Source organism: Pseudomonas sp. GW704-F2, assembly GCF_059423025.1.
Genome location: NZ_JBWKXO010000026.1, coordinates 47,222 through 68,148, shown reverse-complemented (window position 1 = coordinate 68,148; position 20,927 = coordinate 47,222). Strand labels below are relative to the sequence as shown.

At 60.7% G+C, this 20,927-nt stretch carries 17 protein-coding genes, 2 tRNA genes and 1 pseudogene; 3 read left to right on the top strand and 17 right to left on the bottom strand.

The genetic code is table 11. The features are described from left to right. Positions 1-2: 2 nt before the first annotated feature. The 10 genes from pqqE to AC07W0_RS20965 all read right to left on the bottom strand — a co-directional run bounded on the left by pqqE (position 3) and on the right by AC07W0_RS20965 (position 9,917). Positions 3-1,133 carry a pyrroloquinoline quinone biosynthesis protein PqqE gene (pqqE, locus tag AC07W0_RS21010; RefSeq protein WP_102618131.1) on the bottom strand — a complete coding sequence of 377 codons (1,131 nt, stop codon included), beginning with the start codon at positions 1,131-1,133 and terminating at the stop codon, positions 3-5. After that, on the bottom strand, positions 1,126-1,401 hold the full coding sequence (pqqD, locus tag AC07W0_RS21005; protein WP_046489112.1) for a pyrroloquinoline quinone biosynthesis peptide chaperone PqqD: 276 nt from the start codon (positions 1,399-1,401) through the stop codon (positions 1,126-1,128). Before pqqD ends, pqqE begins: the two co-directional genes overlap by 8 nt. After that, positions 1,398-2,150, bottom strand: a complete 753-nt coding sequence (gene pqqC / locus AC07W0_RS21000; RefSeq protein WP_017847832.1) for a pyrroloquinoline-quinone synthase PqqC — start codon at positions 2,148-2,150, stop codon at positions 1,398-1,400. Before pqqC ends, pqqD begins: the two co-directional genes overlap by 4 nt. 105 nt (positions 2,151-2,255) lie before the next feature. Next, entirely contained in the window at positions 2,256-3,167 is a 912-nt protein-coding gene (pqqB, locus tag AC07W0_RS20995; protein WP_102618130.1) for a pyrroloquinoline quinone biosynthesis protein PqqB, read from the bottom strand. Positions 3,168-3,238: 71 nt separating this feature from the next. After that, the gene (pqqA, locus tag AC07W0_RS20990) at positions 3,239-3,313 is read right to left on the bottom strand and encodes a pyrroloquinoline quinone precursor peptide PqqA (RefSeq protein WP_003194766.1); all 75 of its coding nucleotides are present in this window, start codon (positions 3,311-3,313) and stop codon (positions 3,239-3,241) included. Positions 3,314-3,472: 159 nt separating this feature from the next. Then, positions 3,473-5,863 (bottom strand): pyrroloquinoline quinone biosynthesis protein PqqF, encoded by a 2,391-nt coding sequence (gene pqqF / locus AC07W0_RS20985; RefSeq protein ID WP_102618129.1) that lies wholly within the window; start codon positions 5,861-5,863, stop codon positions 3,473-3,475. 48 nt (positions 5,864-5,911) lie between these two features. Next, positions 5,912-6,706 carry a carbon-nitrogen hydrolase family protein gene (locus tag AC07W0_RS20980; RefSeq protein ID WP_046381847.1) on the bottom strand — a complete coding sequence of 265 codons (795 nt, stop codon included), beginning with the start codon at positions 6,704-6,706 and terminating at the stop codon, positions 5,912-5,914. A gap of 11 nt (positions 6,707-6,717) precedes the next feature. Beyond that, on the bottom strand, positions 6,718-8,400 hold the full coding sequence (locus tag AC07W0_RS20975) for a flavin monoamine oxidase family protein (RefSeq protein WP_046385157.1): 1,683 nt from the start codon (positions 8,398-8,400) through the stop codon (positions 6,718-6,720). A 165-nt stretch (positions 8,401-8,565) separates the two neighbouring features. Continuing rightward, complete coding sequence (locus AC07W0_RS20970; RefSeq protein ID WP_017847827.1) at positions 8,566-9,012, bottom strand: Lrp/AsnC family transcriptional regulator; 447 nt, start codon at positions 9,010-9,012, stop codon at positions 8,566-8,568. Between the two features lie 35 nt (positions 9,013-9,047). Continuing rightward, positions 9,048-9,917 (bottom strand): LysR family transcriptional regulator, encoded by an 870-nt coding sequence (locus AC07W0_RS20965; protein ID WP_046381849.1) that lies wholly within the window; start codon positions 9,915-9,917, stop codon positions 9,048-9,050. Positions 9,918-10,030: 113 nt separating this feature from the next. Here AC07W0_RS20965 and AC07W0_RS20960 point away from each other — a divergent pair, with 113 nt between their 5' ends. Continuing rightward, the gene (locus tag AC07W0_RS20960; protein ID WP_102618128.1) at positions 10,031-10,456 is read left to right on the top strand and encodes a VOC family protein; all 426 of its coding nucleotides are present in this window, start codon (positions 10,031-10,033) and stop codon (positions 10,454-10,456) included. A gap of 74 nt (positions 10,457-10,530) precedes the next feature. Here AC07W0_RS20960 and AC07W0_RS20955 read toward each other — a convergent pair. Further along, positions 10,531-10,610: transfer RNA gene (locus AC07W0_RS20955), tRNA-Leu, on the bottom strand. 382 nt (positions 10,611-10,992) lie between these two features. Here AC07W0_RS20955 and AC07W0_RS20950 point away from each other — a divergent pair. Continuing rightward, a complete protein-coding gene (locus AC07W0_RS20950; RefSeq protein WP_082107707.1) occupies positions 10,993-11,175 on the top strand; it encodes a type II toxin-antitoxin system HicA family toxin in 183 nt (60 codons plus the stop codon). 152 nt (positions 11,176-11,327) lie between these two features. Then, the gene (locus AC07W0_RS20945; protein ID WP_082107708.1) at positions 11,328-11,729 is read left to right on the top strand and encodes a type II toxin-antitoxin system HicB family antitoxin; all 402 of its coding nucleotides are present in this window, start codon (positions 11,328-11,330) and stop codon (positions 11,727-11,729) included. On the opposite strand, the pseudogene AC07W0_RS20940 reads toward AC07W0_RS20945, so the two are convergent. The 6 genes and pseudogenes from AC07W0_RS20940 to rpsU form a co-directional block, all read right to left on the bottom strand. Further along, positions 11,726-12,144, bottom strand: a pseudogene (locus AC07W0_RS20940) (hypothetical protein); the annotation flags it as partial. The gene AC07W0_RS20945 and the pseudogene AC07W0_RS20940 sit on opposite strands and share 4 nt — an antisense overlap. Positions 12,145-12,341: 197 nt before the next feature. Beyond that, a tRNA-Ile gene (locus AC07W0_RS20935) sits at positions 12,342-12,418 on the bottom strand. Positions 12,419-12,433: 15 nt separating this feature from the next. Further along, positions 12,434-16,177 carry an EAL domain-containing protein gene (locus AC07W0_RS20930; RefSeq protein ID WP_017847824.1) on the bottom strand — a complete coding sequence of 1,248 codons (3,744 nt, stop codon included), beginning with the start codon at positions 16,175-16,177 and terminating at the stop codon, positions 12,434-12,436. Between the two features lie 133 nt (positions 16,178-16,310). After that, positions 16,311-18,161, bottom strand: coding sequence for an RNA polymerase sigma factor RpoD (gene rpoD / locus AC07W0_RS20925; protein WP_017847823.1), 1,851 nt, complete (start codon positions 18,159-18,161; stop codon positions 16,311-16,313). Positions 18,162-18,228: 67 nt separating this feature from the next. Then, positions 18,229-20,199 carry a DNA primase gene (gene dnaG, locus AC07W0_RS20920; protein ID WP_102618127.1) on the bottom strand — a complete coding sequence of 657 codons (1,971 nt, stop codon included), beginning with the start codon at positions 20,197-20,199 and terminating at the stop codon, positions 18,229-18,231. Between the two features lie 448 nt (positions 20,200-20,647). Beyond that, the gene (gene rpsU / locus AC07W0_RS20915; RefSeq protein WP_002551877.1) at positions 20,648-20,863 is read right to left on the bottom strand and encodes a 30S ribosomal protein S21; all 216 of its coding nucleotides are present in this window, start codon (positions 20,861-20,863) and stop codon (positions 20,648-20,650) included. Between the last annotated feature and the right edge of the window lie 64 nt (positions 20,864-20,927).

Sequence of the window (20,927 nt, the reverse complement as noted above, 5' to 3'; positions counted from 1 at the left end):
TCTCAGCTTTTTGCGATGAGTCGTGAGTTGCGCTCGTTGCGAAAGGCCAGTTGCTCGATGGTCTGGGTGGCGTGTTCGGCCTCTTCCCGTGCTTGAAGGATGATGCCGTGGTGCTCGGACTTGCTGCACACCGGGTCGGCATTGCTCGCATCCCCGGTCAGCATGAACGCCTGGCAGCGGCAGCCGCCGAAGTCCTTTTTCTTTTCATCGCATGAACGGCACGGCTCGGGCATCCAGTCGTAGCCGCGAAAGCGGTTGAAGCCGAAAGAGTCGTACCAGATGTGCTGCATGCTGTGGTCGCGCACGTTGGGAAACTGCACCGGCATCTGTCGGGCGCCGTGGCAGGGCAGGGCGGTACCATCCGGGGTTACAGTCAGAAAGATGCTGCCCCAGCCGTTCATGCAGGCTTTCGGGCGTTCTTCGTAGTAATCCGGGGTGACGAAAATCAGCTTGCACGGGTGCCCTTCGGCTTCGAGCTTGGCGCGGTATTCGTTGGTGATGCGTTCGGCGCGCACCAACTGTTCCTGTGTCGGCAACAACCCCACGCGATTGAGCTGCGCCCAGCCATAGAACTGGCAGGTGGCGAGTTCGACAAAATCCGCTTCCAGCGCAATGCACAGCTCGATGATGCGGTCGATCTTGTCGATATTGTGCCGATGGGTGACGAAGTTCAGCACCATCGGATAGCCGTGGGCCTTCACTGCGCGGGCCATTTCCAGCTTTTGCGCGAAGGCCTTTTTCGAGCCGGCCAGCAGGTTGTTCACCTGTTCGTCGCTGGCCTGGAAGCTGATCTGGATGTGGTCCAGGCCAGCCTTCTTGAAGTCGCTGATCTTCTGCTCGGTCAGGCCGATGCCGGAGGTGATCAGGTTGGTGTAGAAGCCCAGCTTGCGCGCTTCGGCGATCAGTTCGGCGAGATCCTGGCGCACCAGCGGTTCGCCGCCGGAAAAGCCCAACTGCGCGGCGCCCATCTCACGGGCTTCGCGAAACACCTTGAACCACTGCTCGGTGCTCAGTTCCTTGCCCTGCTCGGCGAAATCCAGCGGGTTGGAGCAATACGGGCACTGCAGCGGGCAGCGATAGGTCAGCTCAGCGAGCAGCCACAAGGGCAGGCCGATGGCTGGTTTTTCAGGCAAGGGTGATCCAGTGCTCGGCACGGGCGACCTCCATGAATTGCTCTACATCATTGCCCAGCTCAGGCACACCGGGAAATTGTTTATCCAGCTCATCGATGATCGTGGCGACGTCGCGCTCGCCGTCGATCAGTCCACCGATCAAGGCGGCACTTTCATTGAGCTTGATCATGCCCTCGGGGTAGAGCAGTACATGGCCTTTTTGCGCAGGCTCGTACTGGTAGCGATAACCCTGGCGCCAGGTCGGTTTCTTGCTGCGATCAAAGCTCATAGGGCGATCCCTTTATGCCAGACCCGCTGCGTGGTCACGCTGTGATAGGGCGGGCGTTTCAATTCGTAGGCCATGCTCATGGCATCGAGCATGCTCCACAGGATGTCCAGTTTGAACTGCAGAATTTCCAGCATACGCTCCTGGCCTTCGCGGGTGGTGTAGTGCTGCAGGGTGATCGCCAGGCCGTGTTCCACGTCGCGGCGGGCCTGGCCCAGGCGGGTGCGGAAATACTCATAGCCGGTGGGGTCGATCCACGGGTAATGCTGCGGCCAGCTGTCGAGGCGCGATTGGTGGATCTGCGGCGCGAACAGTTCGGTCAGCGAGCTGCTGGCAGCTTCCTGCCAGCAGGCGCGGCGGGCGAAGTTGACGTAGGCATCCACCGCAAAGCGCACGCCGGGCAACACCAGCTCCTGGGAGCGCAGTTGGTCCGGGTCGAGGCCCACGGCCTGGCCCAGGCGCAGCCAGGCTTCGATGCCGCCGTCTTCGCCGGGGGCGCCGTCGTGGTCGAGCAGGCGCTGAATCCACTCGCGGCGGATTTCACGGTCCGGGCAGTTGGCCAGGATCGCGGCGTCCTTCAGCGGGATGTTCACTTGATAGTAGAAGCGGTTGGCGACCCAGCCCTGGATCTGCTCGCGGGTGGCGCGGCCTTCATACATCGCCACGTGGTACGGGTGATGGATATGGTAGAAGGCGCCCTTGGCCCGCAGGGCTTTTTCAAATGCATCGGTGCTCATCGGTATATCAGTCATATGGGTCTCCTGTGGGAGCGAGCTTGCTCGCGAAGGTCGTTAACGGTGACGCGTGCACCCTGAGTATCTGCGGTGTTCTTGCGTTTTTCGCGAGCAAGCTCGCTCCTACAGTTCAATGCTCATGCCGTCGTAAGCCACTTCGACATTGCGCCGCACCAGCTCGACCCGCTCGGGAGAATCTTCATCGAGGATCGGGTTGGTGTTGTTGATGTGGATAAGTACCTTGCGCTGCTTCGGCAGGTGTTCCAGCACTTCGAGCATGCCGCCGGGGCCGTTCTGCGCCAGGTGGCCCATCTCGCGGCCGGTGCGGGTGCCGACGCCACGGCGCTGCATTTCATCATCGTCCCACATCGTGCCGTCCACCAGCAGGCAGTCGCTGCCGGCCATGATTTCCAGCAATGGCGCGTCCACCTTGCCCAGCCCTGGGGCGTAGAACAGTTTGCCGCCGGTGCGCAGGTCTTCGACGATCAGGCCGATATTGTCGCCGGGGTGCGGGTCGAAGCGGTGCGGCGAATACGGTGGCGCGGCACTGCGCAGCGGCAGCGGGGTGAAACGCAGGTTGGGGCAGGCCGGGATGGTGAAGCTGGCGTCCAGCTCGATGCGGTTCCAGGCCAGGCCGCCATTCCAGTGGGTGAGCATGGTGAACAGCGGGAAACCGCTGCTGAGGTCTTCATGGACCATGTCGGTACACCACACCTGGTGCGGGCAGCCTTCGCGCAGGCTCAGCAGGCCAGTGGTGTGGTCGATCTGGCTGTCCATCAGGATGATCGCGCTGATGCCGGTGTCGCGCAGGGCGCGGCCGGGTTGCATCGGCGCGAAGCCCTGCAGTTGTGCGCGGATATCCGGCGAGGCATTGCACAGTACCCAGTTCACGCCATCGTCGGAAATCGCGATGGATGACTGGGTACGCGCCTGTGCTCGCAGGCTGCCATCACGAAAGCCTGCGCAGTTCGCGCAGTTGCAGTTCCACTGCGGGAAGCCGCCGCCGGCGGCGGAACCTAGAATCTGGACAAACATGGCCGCTCCATCAAACAAAGCTGAAAACAAAAACGCCCCGGACGAGCCGAGGCGTTGTCTTACCCAGCCAATCAGCGGCTGGCGAAGTACATAGTCACTTCGAAACCGATGCGCAGATCAGTGTAAGCAGGTTTGGACCAAGTCATATTCTTACTCCTACGAAGGGATGGGACGTTTACTACCAAGTAATACATATAGTCCACCTCCAGTCGGAGATGTTCAGATGTGTGCCTATGAATATTACGCATTTTTTTCCAAGTTAGCGCTGTCTTGGTGGAAAAAGCCTATTGCGGCAGCAGCAACGATCAGTCTGCCGATTGCCAGTCACCGCCGCTGCGCGGGCCGTTGGCGATGCAGCGCCAGCCGCCCGCGGCGTCCTGCACCTGTTGGGCGGCGCGCTGCAGATCCGCGTGCGTCAGGGCTTGGATCTGGTGTTGAAGCAGCGCCAGATACTCTGCTGGATGGCCGGCCAGGCGCGCCTGCCACAACAGTTCGGCGGCCTGGGTGAGGGGCAGCGCCTGCGCCGTGAATTGTTGCGCCAGCGCTGGGTGGCCGAGGTCGTCGCTGGCGTCGATCAATGCCGGTAATTGCGCGAGGAAGGTGCGCAGGTGCTGCATGATGCCCTCAAGGGAAACGCTGGGCGACTGCACGCCAAACAGCAGGCCGGTTTGCCCATTGATCTGTCGGATACCGCTGAACACCGCGTAGCCGATTTGCAGCTCTACCCGCAGGCGTTGGTAGAACGGCCCTTGGAGCAGGTGCGCCAGCAGGCGCCATGCGGCTTCATCTGCCAAGGAGCGCGTCGGCGTCGGGCAGAACAGCAGCAAGGCCGCATCGAGGGCATCGGTGTGGACCTCATGCCATAGACGCTGGCCGTTGAGGCTGGGGCATTCGGATTCAAGAATGGCCGGCTGCCCGGGCAAGCGGGTGGCGGCGGATCTGAGCGCCGCTTCGCAGTGGGCGGGCAGCCCAATGCCCAGGCCTTCCCAGCGTGCGTGGGTCCACGACAGCGAGGGCGCAGGCGGGTTTGGTCGAACGCCGACACAGCACGCCGGCAGCGCCTTGAGCAATTGCCGGATGGCAATCGGCGGTGTACCAGCAGTGGCGTGTTGCCGATCCTCCTCAAGCAGGTTCAGGCTGCGCGCGAGTTCATCGAGTATCGCCGGCATGGGTTGGTGAAGACCGACCATCTTCATCAGCCAGTCATTGCCGATCGCGTCGAAGGATAAGTCGACACCGGCCTGGCGGGCATTTTCGCGCAACGGTGCCAGGGTGTTTTCCAGCGTCGATGGAAGCGCGCAATCCAGCCGCCAGCGCAGGTAGAGCGCGCCTTCCTCATGGGCATCGGCCAACGCCGGGCTGAACGACAACGCCGACAGCTCTCGCCGCCCTCGGGAACGGTCCTGGGCAAAGGTGCGCAGACCCCGGTGGGCGCTGGTCTGGCCGCGAATCAGGCCGGCGCGTTCGTCCTTCACGGGTGGGCGCAGGAACGGGTTGTTGGGCGGCAGTTGCCACGTATGTCGGCAGGCTTGCAGCGGCAGGGCGTCGAGCAGGGTCTTGAGGGCGGCAACGTGCTGCTCCGACACCGGCGCTTCGAGTTCTTCGCTGTCATGCCGCGCCAACGCGAGGGCGCCTTGGACCTGCTGTTGGCGTGCGTTGAGCAGGGCGAATTCCTCGCGCAGAGATGTCCAGTCGCTGTGTGCGAAAAAGCTCAGCCAGTCGTACAACAACGCTTCGATCTGTGTCGCCGCGTCGCTTTGAGTTCCGAGGGTAAAATCGAGATCCAGTAGCGCTTGCCCGGCGAAATGGTAGAGCACGGAGGCCTGCACAGTGCTCGCCAATTGCCGCGCTTGCAGTTCCGCGCGCAGCCCGCCGGGCGCCGAGGCGTTGAGCCAGAAACAAAGGAAATCCAGGGCTTCTCTGGGGGCGTCGACGCTGATGACGTGATGCAGATGGCCGTCGGCGCTGTGTTGGAAATGCTGCGTATGAGCGGCCATCAGCGCCGGCGGGGCCGCCTGCGGGTATCGCGGGCCGGCGCGCAGTTGCTCACTGAAGCGCTGCGCCAGGCGTTCCAGTTCTGCCAGCGGTTGTGGGCCGGCCAGACTCAAGGTCATTTGCCCCGACTGATAGAAGTGCTGGTGGAAATCCCGCAATGCTTGCTGAAACGCCTGACGTTCCACCGGCAGGCTGTCGCGATTGCCCGCATGGAAGCCGCGCAGCGGATGATCGGCCGCCAGGCCCTCCAGCAGCGCGACCTGTTGTTGTGCGTTGGCGTCCTGGGACCAGGCGATGAATTCCGCGTGCAGCACTTCGCGCTCGCGCAGTTGATCGTCCAGCGCCAGGCGCGGATGGGTCAGCAGATCGGCCAGGCGTTCGAGCCCATCGGCAAAGGTCGACAACGGCAGTTCAACGAAGAAATCCGTGGTGCGCTCGCGGGTGCTGGCATTGACCTGGCCACCGTGGCGCTGCACGTAGGTCATCAGCCCTTCATCGCTCGGAAAACGCTCAGTGCCAAGAAACAACAGATGTTCCAGAAAGTGCGCCAGGCCGGGCCACGCCAACGGCACGTCATGGCTGCCGGCCGCCACCCGCAAAACAGCGGCGCAACGCTTTAAACGCGGGGCATGGCGCAGGGAAACCCGCAGGCCGTTGGCCAGGGTCAGGTGAAGGTGATGGGGCTGGGCCGGCGCAGGCATGGGCACTTCCGATACGAGGGAAGTGCCTATGCTAGCAAACCCTCCAGATCAGGGCTTGTGCAGCGTGCCGTACAGTTCGGGGCGGCGGTCTTGCAGGTAGTCATTGGCGGCGCGGGCATCGAGAATCGATTGGTGTTCCAGCGTGCCGACGATCAAGGCTTCATCCAGGCCGGCCTGGGCGATTCGCTGCCCATCCGGCGCGGCGATGCTGCTTTGCCCGCAATACTGAATCTCGCCTTCGTGCCCGCAGTAATTGGCGTAGGCCACGTAGCACCGGTTCTCGAAAGCCCGCGCCCGCACGGTGACGTCGGCGACAAAGTCGAACGGCACCATATTCGCAGTGGGCACCACGATCAGGTCGGCGCCGGCCAGGGCCAGGCGCCGGGTGTTTTCCGGGAACTCCAGGTCGTAACAGATCAGCACGCCCAGTTTCCAGCCGTTGAGTTCCACCAGCGGAAAATCATCGCCGCCGGCACTGAACATCGAATGATCAAGGTCGCCGAACAGGTGCGTCTTGCGGTAGTTGCACAGGCGCTGGCCGTGGGCATCGATCAACTGCACGGCGTTATAGATCTGCCCGTTCGCGGCGCGCTCCGGGTAGCCGTACAGGATTGCCAGCCCGGCACTTCGCGCCAGTTCGGCAATCGTTCGCGCCGACTCGCCATCCTGCGCCTCGGCCAATGCGCCGACAGCTTCGGCACCGATGTTGTAGCCGGTGAGGAACATCTCCGGCAGCACCAGCAGGTCGGCGCCGGATGCCTCATGCGCGAGTCGATGCAGGCGCTCGAGGTTGCCGGCCACGTCCAGCGGCAGCGGCGGGCATTGGTACAGGGCGACACGCATGGCTTGGCTCCTTAATCGGCCAGGGCAATTGGCCCGATTTCATCGAACACATCACCCGGCCCCGGGTTCTCTGGGTGAGTGTGGCCGCCGAAGTGGGTCATGATGCCCCACACCGCGTTCAATGAGGTTTGCACCGCGCCTTCGACCCAGGCCGGTGTCCAGGATACGTCATCGCCGGCGATAAAAATCCCACGTTGCTCGGCGGGCATGTCCTTCTGCATGAAGTGCGCGTACATCCGCTGGTTGTAGCGATAGTGACCGGGCAACGCACCTTTGAAGGCCCCGAGGAAATGCGGGTCGGCTTCCCAGGACACGGTGATCGGGTCGCCGATGATGCGCGCCTTGATGTCGACTTTCGGGTAGATCTTGTTCAGTGCGTCGAGGGCCAGCTTCACGCGTTTATCGATGGGCTGCGGGAGCATTTTCAGCGCATCGCTCATCCACGAGTACGACAGGCAGATCACGCCCGGCTTGTCGTCGCCGTTGTCGAACAGGTAAGTGCCACGGGTCAGGCGATCGGTGAGGGTCATGCTCATCAGGTCGCGGCCGGTTTGCGGGTCTTTGTCTTTCCAGAACGGGCGGTCGACCATCACGAAGGTCTTCGAGGATTGCATGTAGCGGGTGCGGTCCAGGGCCATCCACATCTTTTGCGAGAACAGGGTTTCGTCGCATTCGATCTGGGTAGTCAGCAGCCAGCTTTGGCAGGTGGTCAGCACGGCGGCGTATTCGCGGGTATCGCCGTAGTTGTCGGTCACGGCGAAACGGCCGCCGGGCGCGTGGGCAATGCGCTTGACCCCGGCCCTTGGCGCGCCGCTGTGCAGCGAACTCAGGCTGGTGCCCGCCGGCCAGTGGGCGCAGCGCTCCGGCACATGGCGCCAGATACCCATGGGCACCTGCGCCACGCCGCCGACCACCAGGTGTTGATGGTCGTCGCAGTTGGTCATCACCACACGGAAGATTTCCAGCATGGAGTTGGGGAAATCCGAATCCCAGCCACCGGTGCCGAAGCCGACCTGGCCGAACACTTCGCGGTGATGGAAGGACAGCTTGGCAAAGGCCTTGGAGGTGGCGACGAAGTCGTAGAAGGTGCGGTCGTCCCACAGCGGCACGAGTTTGTTCCACAGTGCCTTGAGGCGCGGCACATCGCGGTCGCGGATAGCTTGCTGGATATCGCCGAACTGCGAGCCGGCTTCCAGGGCGTCGGCCCACGCGTCAGCCACTTCCTGGAACAGCGCAGGCAAGTCGGACAGTTTTTGTGCGTAGTGGGTCTGGCCTTCCAGGTCGATGACCGTGCTGCCGGACGCCGGCGTCAGCGGGTTGGGGAAGGGTTTGGTGTCCAGGCCGAGCTTGTCGACATAGTGGTAGAACGCGGTGGACGACACCGGGAAACGCATGCCGCCCAACTCGGCGATGATCCCTTCGGCGCCTTCAAACGCCTGGGAGCGCAAACGGCCGCCCATCTTCGAGGCCTCGTACACCACGGGCTTGAGGCCCAGCTTCATCAGTTCGTAGGCGGCCACCAGGCCGGCGATCCCGGCGCCGACGATCGCCACTTCGGCGCCGTGGTTGGCGGCCGGAATACTGCCCAGGCCGGCGGGGTGTTCGATCCAGTCATCAAACGCAAAGGGGAAATCCGGGCCGAAGATGGTGATCGGTTTTTTACCGTCGGCGGGGTGGCGATTGGTCTTGCTGATGCTGCTGGACGGAATGCTCATGGCTGACCTTACTAGCGGCTCGCGGGACGTACCCGCTGAGTATAGGAAAAGATGGCAGCCAGTTTAGGGAGCGTAGCGTTCGTTAATAAGACGCAAAGTGTCGTCGAATTGAATTGTTTTCAGTCAAAGTGACGAGGTTGGCGGTCAGATTGGTTGTCTGCGATCGAGTTTGTTGCTGAGGATGATCGACGTGGTGGTTTTTTCCACGCCGTCGACGCTGCCGATCTGGTCCAGCAATTGATCGAGCTGTTCTGGCGAATCGGTGCGCAGCCATGCCACGTAATCGAACTCGCCGCTCACCGCGCACAGTTGCTGAACCTGGGCCATGGCGCTGAGCTTGCGCAGCACGTCCTTGCCCGAGCGCGCCTGCACGGTGATGCCGACATACGCCTGCAGCCCGCCATCCACCACACGCTGGCCGAGGCGCACGCCATAACCGGTAATCACCTGGGTTTTCTCCAGACGAGCCAGGCGCGACGTCACCGTAGTGCGCGCAATACCGAGTTGCCGTGCCAGCATGGCGACGCTTTCACGGGCATTGATCTGCAATGCGGCGATCAGTTGGCGGTCGATTTCATCGAGGACAGGCAAGGGCAGCTCCGGTGCGGACGGATAGGGGGCATATGTTACAGGCTTGCGTCAGCCAACAGACAGCGGGCAAACAGTTGCGGCACGGGCAGGTTGCGGTGGTTGTAGCGACTGAGCAGGATGATCTCCCGGTAAAAGGTCAGATGGCCTAGCGGGATAATTCGTACCTGGGGCGAGCGTTCGAGCCACAGCCCCGCCTGAGGAATCAGCGACACCCCCAGGCCACACTCGACCATCTTGACGATGGCTTCCAGCTCATCCAACTCTAGCGCCACCTGCACTTCGAGTTTCTGCTCGCGCAGAAACCGGCTGACCAATCGACCGCCAAACGACGCCCGGTCGTAGCGCACATGGGGCTGGCTGCCGAGCAACTGCAAGGGGTCATCGCCTGCCAGTGCATGCGGCACGATCAGCGCAAAAGGCTCCTTGCGCAGCACCTGTACGTGCAGCTCCTTAGGCAAGTCAAAAGGCGGTCGAATGATAATAGCCGAGTCCAACTCGCCGGCGTCCACCTGGCTCAGTAATTCCAGGGACACGCCGGGCACCAACTTGCATTCCACGGTCGGCGCGGCCTGACGTAACCGGACCAGGGCCTGGGGCAGCAACCCGGTCTGCGCAGTGCCGATCGCCCCGACTTTCAGCTCGCCCCGGTATTCATTGGCCTCCACCGGCACTGCCATGCGGTTGAACGTCTCCAGAATCTCCTTGGCCAGCGGCAAGGCGCGAACGCCTGCGGCATTCAGCGTAGCCTGGCGCCCGGTGCGGTCGAACAACGCCACCCCGAGCGCCTGCTCCAGTTGACGAATCTGCGCACTGACCGCCGATTGCGTCAGCCCGATATGCATGCCCGTCGCGGCGAACGTACCGTGGCGCGTTACCGCGATAAAGGTCTTCAATTCACGCAGCATGGGCGCCTCAACTCATCGAAATTATTTGAGCTCGGCGCAAAAACTATCGTCTTTTCATCGCCAACAGCAAGGCTAAACTCAAGCCTCTCCACGACCCGCAGAGGTTTGACCTGATGACACTGGCACCTTTTCACTTGGCCATTCCGGTATTCGACCTGGCCGCTGCGCGGCATTTTTACGCTGACGTGTTCGGCCTGCAAGAGGGGCGCTCCAGCGAGCACTGGGTCGACTTCAACTTCTTCGGCCATCAACTGGTGATTCATGAACACCCCAAAACAGCCTCCCAGGCTGCGGCGCACACCAACGCAGTCGACGGCCACGACGTCCCCGTGCCGCATTTCGGCGTGGTATTGAGCTGGGACGACTGGCATGCCCTGGCGGCGCGCTTGCAGGCACGGCAGACCGCGTTCGTGCTGGAACCGCACATTCGCTTCAAAGGCCAGGTGGGGGAGCAGGCGACACTGTTTTTGTTTGACCCCTGCGGTAACGCGTTGGAGTTCAAAGCGTTCCGGGATATTGGGCAGTTGTTTGCGACGTGAGCCTGAGGGCGAGGGCGCTGGCTAAAACGGCAGCGACAGACACACAAAAGCCGCGCAATGCGCGGCTTTGGAGTTGGTGGGCCCACACGGACTTGAACCGTGGACCAAAGGATTATGAGCCCGAGTAAAAGTCCTGTCTCCATTGGGAAACCCCATAAAACATAGAGTTTTTTGGCATTTTTTTCATATGTGCCGAATAGATTTACAGTTGGTGTGGACGCTTTGTGGACGGCCCTCGGTGCCATCCATTGCACTCCCTTGCAAAACCTCTCACATCGTGCAATTGCCATTACCCTGGGAAGAACCACGGCCGGCCTCGCCTGGAGCCCCGATTGCATCACCTTGATGGCTTGCACAAAAAACCTAGGCAAAGCCCGTCGGCGGGAGGGGGATAAGTGCTTTTCCGTCGCATTTTTTCTTGTGCAGCAATCTTATACCTCTCGCAAAGGTCTTTAGTGTGTATGGTGTGTATTCTGTCTTGATCGCCACGCCAGTCGTGTGTACCATACACAACATGAGGGTGTGGGTATGGGCTGATGCGAAGTCGAGATGTGATTGAATTGATAGAGGCGGATGGGTGGTTTGAAGTGGCGGTAAAGGGAAGTCACCACCAGTTCAAACACCCAACAAAAAAAGGCCGGGTGACGGTTCCCCACCCCAAGTCTGAGATAGCTAAAGGAACGCTACACAACATACTGAAAACCGCCGGCCTAAAGTGAGGCCGGTTTGACCATCGAAGGCGCCTGCATGGGTCTCGGTGAGGCGGTACTGGACGAGTGATGGTCTTCACGGAGACCGTCAAACCTGCAGATACTGAATCTCAAGTGTTCGGCGAGACGAGCGCTTTAATTCTCAAGGGAGAATTACATAAATGAAATTTCCAGTCGTAATACATAAAGACGCTGATTCTGATTTTAGTGTGACCGTACCCGACGTGGCTGGATGCTTCTCCGCTGGTAGCACCTTCTCGGAAGCGCTTGAAAATGTACACGAGGCACTGGCGCTGCACCTGGAAGGGCTCGTCGCAGATGACGAAGCCTTGCCTCAAGCGCAAGAAGTAGACGCTCACTTGGATAATCCTGATTACGCTGGTGGCGTGTGGGCAGTGGTCGACTTCGATTTGACCCCGTATCTGGGCAAGTCGGTGAGATTTAATGCCTCGCTGCCCGAGCATCTGTTGAATCGGATTGATGAAAAAGTACAGAAGGATCATCGCTACGCATCACGATCAGGCTTTCTGGCCACTGCCGCGTTGCGGGAGCTGTGCGCTTAATTAATTGAAACGACTGAAAGGGCGCCAATCGGCACCCTTTGTCTTTCTATGGCTGATGAGAACGCAAGGGCTGATTGGCCTTCGCTGATAACAGTTAGGTTTGTTGGACGATTCGAAGCAAACGAACGACCCAGTAAGCCGTTTGCATGGGTATAGCTCGAAAGTTGTGCGTTCATCTGTTGCATCAAGTCGAGCAGATCACACACCACCTGAAAGATGTTCACGCTCTCAGATCCGACATGATTTTTTGGTGCATGCATCTGCAGACTGACCCCCGCTACGCTCTTACGCAGCCCCTCAATCCTGTCCTCCATATCCCCACCCACCGTGGCGTTGCGTTTTTGCCCCACCACCAAGTTCAAGTCCGGCCAGTCGCTTGGTGCAGATCATCCACTGCCGCTAGGCTTGCAGCTCCAGGTATTGGAATGGAAAGGTTGAGCACTATATGGAGATACACGCTTTCCTATTGAGGGCGTTGAACCCCACCTATCAGGATCTCCAGATAGGGTGATGTGGACGTTTTGTGGACGGTAGTGCCTTTATGAAATTTCCTGGCTGAAGATTTTGCATCTTAAAAAACGACGAAAGCCGCGCAATGCGCGGCTTTCGAATTGGTGGGCCCACACGGACTTGAACCGTGGACCAAAGGATTATGAGTCCTCTGCTCTGACCAACTGAGCTATAGGCCCTTAACAGGTCGCGGATTATAGCGATGGTTTCTCCGCTGTGCTATCCGAAAAATCCTGAACCCTCATACGAAGAAACGTTGCGGCAAAAAGCTCCGGGGGCAGGGGCAGGCTGACGATGTAGCCTTGCATCTGTTCGCAGCCCTCGGCGGCGAGGAAGGTTTGTTGGGCGGGGGTCTCTACGCCTTCGGCGATGATGGTGAATTGCATGCTGTGGCCCAGGGCAATGATGGCGCGCACGATCGCCACATCGTGGGGGTCGTCGGGCAGGCCGCGGATGAAGGATTGGTCGATTTTCAGGAAGTCCAGGGGCAGGCGCTTGAGGTAGCTGAGGGATGAATAGCCGGTGCCGAAGTCATCGATCGCCAGTTGTACGCCCAGGCGTTTGAGTTGGTGCAGCACGTCCAGCGCTTCTTCGGCCTGGCTCATGATGAAGTTTTCGGTGATCTCCAGTTGCAGGCAGCCGGGTTCGAGGCGGTAATCGCGCAGTAGCTGTTCGATGCGTGACAGCAGGTTGGGCTGGCGCAGTTGTGCGCCGGCGAGGTTGACTGACAGCGGGCCGAAGTGATCGAACACGGTTTGCCAGGCGTGCATTTGTTGGCAGGCCTGTTCCAGGACCCAATCGCCGATCTGCAGGATCATGCCGTTCTCTTCGGCCAGGGCGATGAAGTGTTCGGGCGGTACGTCGCCGAAGGTCGGGTGGTGCCAGCGGATCAGCGCTTCGGCGCCGATCAGTTCCTGGGTCTCCAGGCTCCGTTTGGGTTGGTAATACAGGCTCAGCTCATTGCGTTCGATGGCCCGGCGCAGTTCATGTTCCAGCGCCACGCGTTCTTTGGCCTGGGCGGTCAGGTCGCGGGTGTAGCCTTCGACGCGGTTGCGGCCCTTGGCCTTGGAGCGGTACATCGCGGCGTCGGCGTTTTTGACCAGGGTGGCGACGTCCATGCCGTCCTGGGGGTACAGGCTGGTGCCGATGCTGGCGCTGATAAAAAACTCGTGCTCACCCGCCTGGAACGGCGGGGTGAAGCAGGCCAGCAGTTTATTGGCCAGGTGCTGGGCGTCGCTGGCTTGCTGCAGGCCGGGCAGGAGGATGATGAATTCGTCGCCGCCCAGGCGGGCGACGGTGTCGATGTCGCGCAGTTGCTCCTTGAGGCGCACGGCGATGTTCTGGAGCAGCAGGTCGCCGATCGGGTGGCCGAGGCTGTCGTTGATGTGTTTGAAGCGATCCAGGTCGAGGAACAGCACGGCGCCCTGGTGGCCGCTTTCCTGTTGATTGTTGAGCGCGGCCTGTAGCCGGTTTTCAAACAGGGTGCGGTTGGGCAGGCCGGTCAGCGGGTCGTGATGGGCTTGGTAGTCGAGGCGGGCCTGGGCGTGTTTGAGGCTGGAGATGTCGGCAAACACCGCGACGAAGTGCGTGATCGCCTGGTCGCGGTTGCGCACGGCGCTGATGGTCAGCCAACTGGGGTAGACCTCGCCGCTCTTGCGACGGTTGGAGATCTCGCCCTGCCAATGCCCGTGAGTGGTCAACTGGTGCCACATTGCGGCATAGAATGCGCTGTCATGCAGGCCGGAGGCGAGCAGGCGCGGGGTGTGGCCGAGGGCTTCGGCTTCGCTGTAGCCGGTGATCTCGCTGAAGGCGCGGTTCACGGCGCTGATGTTTTGCCGGGTGTCGGTGATCAACACGCCTTCGGCGGTGCTTTCGAAGACGGTGGCGGCCTGTTGCAGTTTTTCCTGCATCTGTTGGCGCTCGGTAATGTCCCGGGCGATGGTCAGCATGCAGTCGTCATCGCCGATGGGCAGCGGACGGCTGGACAACTCGCACAGCCGGATCTGCCCGTCGCTGCGGCGGATATGGCAGATGAAATCGCGGACAAACCCGTCGCGTTGCAGCAGCTCCAGCATGTGTTTGCGTTCGTTGAGGTCGACCCAGATGCCCAGGTCCAGGGTCGACTGGTCGAGGGTACTCACGCTGGCGATGCCGGTAATGCGGCTGAACCCTTCGTTGACCTCGATCAGTTGGCCATCGCTCTGACGGCTCAAAAGCAAACCGTCGGGCGAGGCATGGAAGGCCTTGGCGAATTTCTCTTCGGAGGTTTGCAGCTGTTGCTGGGTTTCCTTGAGCTGGGTGATGTCTCGCACCACAATTACCAGGGCTTCGGTCGTGTCGAGTTGGAACGGTTCGGCGGAAATCAGCCCGGTAAAGGCTTGGCCGTTGCTGCGCAGAAAGCGCATTTCCAGGTTGCGGATGCTGGTGGTCTGCAGCCGTTGCAGCAGGTCCGGACCGATGCCCGGGATACCCCAGATATTCAGCGAAGTAGCGGTTTTACCGATCACGTCCTCGGCCTTCAGGCCCACCTGGTCCTCAAACGCTTTGTTGACCTCCAACAGGCAGCCGTCGGACATTCGTGCGATCACCAGAATGTCTGGGCACTGTTGGAACACCGAGGCAAATTTTTGCTCGGACAATTGCAGCGCCTCTTCCGTGCGCTTGGCGTCACTGATGTCGATCATCAAGCCACGGAGTACCGGTTCATGGCCGTGTTCGATCAGGCTGACAATATCGCGTACCCACAGGCAACGGCCGTCGGCGGTGATCACCCGGTAATCGACGCTGTGATCACGGCTGGCGCGGGTTTCGCGGTAGCAATAGGCTTCGGTGCGCGTCAGGTCGGCGGGGTGAATGATGCTGCGCCAGAAGCCTGGAATCAGCCAATGGGCGCGGGGGTAACCGAGCAGTTCTTCGGCATGCGGCGACACGTAACTGTAGGTGAAATCGCTAATGCTGGCTTCCCAGGCGATGGCGGACAAGCTCTCCACCAGGCCGCGATAGTGATATTCGCTGCTGCGCAATTCCTGCTCGAGGGCGACGCGGCGGGAAATTTCCGAGCTGAGCCGACGATTGATCCGAATCACGACGACCAATACGCTGCTCAGCAGCAGTATCGTGGGCAGGCCATACGTCAGCAGATCCGTCCAGAACGTGCGGTGATCGGTGAGGCTGCCGACCCAGTGTCGCTGGATCGCTTGCGTTTCGTCCGGGCTGAGGTCGGCGAGGACCTTGTCCAGAATCCCTACCAGCATTTTGTTTTCACGAGGCACGCCCATCGCCAGTTGGTAGCGGTAGGGCGTTTCACCGCTGACGTACAAGCCGTCGAGCTTGAGTTGGCGCAGGCTCCATACGCTCGAAGCCAGGTCGCCGACTACTGCGTCCACTTCATCGGTGGCCAGCGCCTGCAGGGTCGAGCTGACATTCGGCAAGGCCACCAGGTTGAGGTCGGGGTGGTGGGTACGCAGCAATTCATGGGGCGCGTAGTTTTCCACCACGGCAATCTTCAACCCATAGAGGTCCTTCAGGTTGTGCGGTTGCGCACCGCCTTCATGGGCGAGGATGACGATGGGGAAGTCCAGGTAAGGCCGCGTGAACGCCATGTAGGCCTGGCGCTCGGGGGTGGACATGATGCCCGGCAGCAGGTCGAGCTGGTTGTTGCGGGCCTGTTCGAGGACGGCGCTCCAGTTCACCGGCTCGATCAGCTTGATCCGGACGCCCAGGCGGTCTTGGATCAGGCGCACGTAATCCGCCGCCAAGCCTTGGTAGCGTCCGTTCTCGTCGCGGTATTCGAAGGGCGGCCAGGAGGCATCTACCCCCAGGCGCAGCTCCTGATGGTCCGCCAACCAGCCACGCTCATCCTCCGTGAGAGTCAAGGCGCCAGCCGTTGCGGTCCAGGTCAGCAGCGACAGCAAAAGCACGGTCGGCAATCTGGGCATAACGGTCTCGTTATGGCACGGGGAATGTTTCGAGTGTAGACGGGCATTGCGGGGGAGGGAGGGCGCAGCGGTGAATCTATAAAAAGTAATCGGTAGAAAGCAAAACCCCCGGCCTGGGCCGGGGGTTCTGGGATCACTCGTCGAGGAAGGAGCGCAGATGCTCGCTTCGCGTCGGGTGACGCAACTTGCGCAGCGCCTTGGCTTCGATCTGACGGATCCGCTCGCGGGTCACGTCAAACTGTTTACCGACTTCCTCAAGGGTGTGGTCGGTATTCATGTCGATGCCGAAACGCATGCGCAGTACCTTGGCTTCACGGGCAGTGAGGCCGGACAGTACGTCGCGGGTCGCTTCTTTAAGGCTCTCAACGGTGGCTACATCGATTGGCGACTGCATGGTCGAGTCTTCGATGAAGTCGCCCAGGTGGGAGTCTTCGTCATCACCGATCGGGGTTTCCATGGAGATCGGCTCTTTAGCGATCTTCAATACCTTGCGGATTTTATCCTCAGGCATTTCCATGCGTTCGCCCAGCTCTTCCGGGGTCGGTTCGCGACCCATTTCCTGCAACATCTGCCGGGAAATACGGTTGAGCTTGTTGATCGTCTCGATCATGTGCACCGGAATACGGATGGTGCGGGCCTGGTCGGCGATCGAGCGAGTGATCGCCTGACGGATCCACCAGGTGGCATAAGTCGAGAACTTGTAGCCGCGACGGTATTCGAACTTGTCCACCGCCTTCATCAAGCCGATGTTGCCTTCCTGGATCAGATCGAGGAATTGCAGGCCACGGTTGGTGTACTTCTTGGCAATGGAGATCACCAGACGCAAGTTCGCTTCAACCATCTCTTTCTTCGCGCGGCGGGCCTTGGCCTCACCGATCGACATGCGACGGTTGATGTCCTTGATCTCGGCAATCGTCAGGCCGGTTTCGGTCTGAAGTGCGGTCAGCTTCTGCTGGCAACGAATGATATCGGGCTGCAGGCGACCAATGGCTTCGGCGTATTTCGCCTTGCCCTTGGCCAGAGCGTCGGTCCAGCTTTCGTCAACTTCGTTGCCCGGGAACTGGCGCAGGAAGTCGGTACGCGGCATGCGCGCATCACGTACACAGAGCTGCATGATCGCCCGCTCTTGTGCGCGCAGACGCTCAAGGGCGCTACGAACACGCTCGACCAGGCCTTCGAATTGCTTCGGCACCAGCTTGATCGGCATGAACAGCTCAGCCAGCGCCACCAGCTCGGCAATTGCCAGCTTGTTGGAGCGACCGTGCTTTTTCAGGGCCTTGCGGGTGATTTCCATTTGATCGGAAACCGCACCGAAACGCTGGGCAGCGATGATCGGGTCTGGACCGCTTTCGACTTCATCTTCGTCGTCGGTGCTGGCTTCGGCATCGTCGTCTTCGGCATCGTCGTCCGCTTTCACGGCTTTCGGGTCGACAGGCGGCGGCACTTCGGCAGCAGGTGGCGCAATGCCGTCGTCCGGGTCGATATAACCGCTCAGGACGTCGGACAGGCGGCCACCTTCGGTGGTGACGCGAGTGTACTCGGAGAGAATGTGGTCAACCGTGCCAGGGAAGTGCGCAATTGCGCCCATCACTTCACGGATACCCTCTTCAATACGCTTGGCGATTTCGATTTCGCCTTCGCGTGTCAGCAACTCGACGGTACCCATTTCACGCATATACATGCGTACAGGGTCAGTCGTGCGACCGATGTCGGTCTCCACCGCGGCCAACGCGGCAGCGGCTTCTTCAGCGGCTGCCTCGTCGGTATCGGCGTCGGCCAACATAAGGGCGTCCGCATCCGGAGCACTCTCGTGTACGGGGATCCCCATGTCGTTGATCATGCGGATGATGTCTTCCACCTGCTCTGGATCTGAAATATCCTCAGGCAGGTGATCGTTGACCTCTGCGTAAGTCAGATACTTCTGCTCACGACCCAGGGTGATCAACTCTTTGATACGAGACTGCTGTTGCGCTTTTCCGGACATAACACCCTATCCACTGAAGGTCTTGGCGGGCAAAAAACAAGCCGAGGATTATACCCGAGCTATGACCTCACGCGCCAGCTGAGGTCGGGTTTGATGCGGAAACATTCTGTTTTAAGAGGTCACGCATCTGTTTTGCTATCTGAATTTGCTCTTCAGCCGATAATCCCGGCTGCCTCGCTCTCTTGATGAGTTCATCGAGGGTCTGCGTGTGCTGACCCGCGGATAACCTAGTAATGGTGTCTAAAAACTGTTGTTCAAGGTTATCGCCGTCAATTAGCCACTCCTTTTCCGCGAGTGCTTTCAACAACCGCCCTTGTTCGGTGCCATGCCAGCGAGCCATCAGCTGAATGGAGTTTAGCTTAGGATTTTTCTGCACCGCCTCGATCAGCGCGATCAGTACCTGGGCATAGGTACTGCTCTCGTTGGCAAAGTGCTCGGCACTCTCGACCTTGCCCGCCAATTGCGGATGGTGGATGAGCGTGCGCAGGGCAATCAGCGTCGGCGCCTCTACGGCCACCGGGGTGCGCGGGGCGTAGGCCTCGTCGCGGTCACCACGCTTGCCGTTTTTGTTCCAGGGCTTCTTGTCCCATTTCTTGCCGCCGGCGCCGGGCTTTTTCGGTGTCCACTCCTGCTGGGGCGTGTAGGCCTCCTGCGGTTGGTGGAAGTCGGAATAGTCCGGCATGGCGTCGTAATCCATGCCTGGGTCGTAGGCCGGCGGCGCATCTTGCGGTGCGCTGTGGACCAGCTGGCTGACCGCTTCGCCGCTCAGTCCGGTGATTTCCAGCAGGCGTTGACGCATCAGGGTGCGCAGGTTCGCGCCCGGCACTTTGTCGATCAGCGGCGCTGCGAGGGTGGCCATGTGCGCCTTGCCTTCGAGGGAGCGCGGGTCGGCTTCTTCGGTCAGTTGCTGGAAGAAATAGTCCGCCAGCGGCTGCGCATGCTGGTTGATGCGCGCGCGGAAGGCGTCGGTGCCTTCGGAGCGGACCAGGGTGTCCGGGTCTTCGCCTTCGGGCAGGAACAAAAAGCGTGCGCGGCGCCCGTCCTGCAGGCACGGCAGCGTGGCTTCGAGGGCGCGCCAGGCAGCGTTGCGGCCGGCCTGGTCGCCGTCGAAGCAGAACAGCACGCTGGGCACTACGCGGAACAGGCGCTTCAAGTGTTCTTCGCTGGTGGCGGTGCCCAGGGTCGCCACGGCATTGCGCAGGCCTTGCTGGGCGAGGGCGATCACGTCCATATAGCCTTCAACCACGATGATTTCGTCGAGGTTGCGGTTGTTCTTGCGCGCTTCGAACAGGCCGTAGAGTTCCTGGCCCTTGTGAAACACTGCGGTTTCCGGCGAGTTGAGGTACTTGGGTTTGTCGTCCCCGAGCACCCGGCCACCGAAGGCGATGATCCGGCCACGGCTGTCGCGGATCGGGAACATCACGCGGTCGCGGAAGCGGTCGTAGCGCTTGCCGGTCTCGGCGTTTTCCACCAGCAGGCCGGCGTCGATCATGGCTTTTTGCTGGAGGGTGTCGCTGCTCAGGTGTTTGTACAGGTTGTCCCAGCCCGGCGGGGCGAAGCCCAGGCCGAAGTCGCGGGCGATTTCGCCGGTGAGGCCGCGCCCCTTGAGGTAGTCGACGGCGGCTTTGCGCTGCGGATGGCTCTTGAGCGCCTGGCGATAAAAGTCGGCGGCGGCGGTCAGCAGCGGGTACAGCGGCGAATCGGTGGGTTGCCGCGGTTTGTGCGGGCGGCCGCTTTCTTCGCGGGGGATCTCCATGCCGGCGGCTTTGGCCAGTTCCTCGACGGCCTGGGGGAAGTCCAGGTTGTCGTGGTCCATGATAAAGCCGAGGGCGTTGCCGCCCGCGCCGCAGCCGAAGCAGTAGTAGAACTGCTTGTCGGGGCTGACGCTGAACGACGGGGTCTTTTCCTTGTGGAACGGGCAGCAGGCGGTGTAGTTCTTGCCCGCCTTCTTCATTTGCAGGCGCGAGCTGACCACATCGACGATGTCGGTGCGGTTCAGAAGGTCGTCAATAAAGCTCTGGGGTATCAGCCCGGCCATGGCGTTCTCGTCATCACTGCGTGGAAATGAGGGCCCGTGAAGTGCTCAAGCGCACGTATCGTATGGCTCGACCATCAATCGTCTGCTTGGGCTGTCAGGAAGTGTATCTGCCGAACATCCACTGACGTTAATTTCTACTCAGTCTGTTCGGCGAAGAAATGTTGCCCCGGCGTCCGGTCTTGGCCAATGGCGGGCCTCGGAAGCGCATCGATGGGCACAGCCGACACAGTCGATCGTCTGCTTGAAGAAATAAGTGTGCTCGTCAGTAGCCTTGTTAGACTCGTCAGAAGAGACGCGCACCGCTGGCAGAAGAGCCAGTCCTGACGTGTGAAGCAGTGTCTCGGTCGCATGCGCGGCGTCGACGGTGAAGCATCAAGCGATATCCGCAAATGCCAACAGCCCGGCTTAGGGCCGGGCTTGGCAGAAGCTTGCTACGAACGTCTGTGTATTAGTACAGACGAACGGCGCGGCGCTGCTCGCGCTGAACTTTCTTGGCGTGACGCTTAACAGCGGCTGCTGCTTTACGCTTACGCTCAGAAGTTGGCTTCTCGTAAAATTCGCGGCTACGAACTTCAGCCAGAACACCGGCTTTTTCGCAGGAGCGCTTGAAACGACGCAGAGCTACGTCGAAGGGTTCGTTCTCTTTTACTTTGACGGCTGGCATCCAGAGCTACCTTCTTTCATTACCGGGAATCAACGTTCTCGTCGCAAAAAATTCGCGGCTGAGG